The 255-nt window shown below is 34.9% G+C and carries 1 pseudogene; it reads left to right on the top strand.

The features are described from left to right. A pseudogene (locus IC173_RS20570) lies at positions 1-255 on the top strand (cell wall-binding repeat-containing protein); the annotation flags it as partial.

Genomic DNA, 255 nt, shown 5'->3' with positions numbered 1-255 from the left:
TGCAGAAACAAAAGTTACATTAGTATTTACAGTAGAGCATACATCAAGTGGAAAAACAGCTGACACAGGAGAAATAGAGGTAACAGTACCAGCTAAGACAGCTGTAGATACAGACCAAGAAGCAGTAGATAATGAGGCATCAAAAATAACAAGTGTAACTGCACCAACACAAGATGCAACAACACTAACAATGCCATCAGTATCAAGTGGATATACTATATCAATAAAATCATCAACTAACGAAAATGTTATAAA

The organism is Clostridioides sp. ES-S-0048-02 (assembly GCF_020658495.1).
Taxonomy (GTDB): domain Bacteria; phylum Bacillota; class Clostridia; order Peptostreptococcales; family Peptostreptococcaceae; genus Clostridioides.
This window is presented reverse-complemented; position numbering and strand designations above follow the sequence as displayed.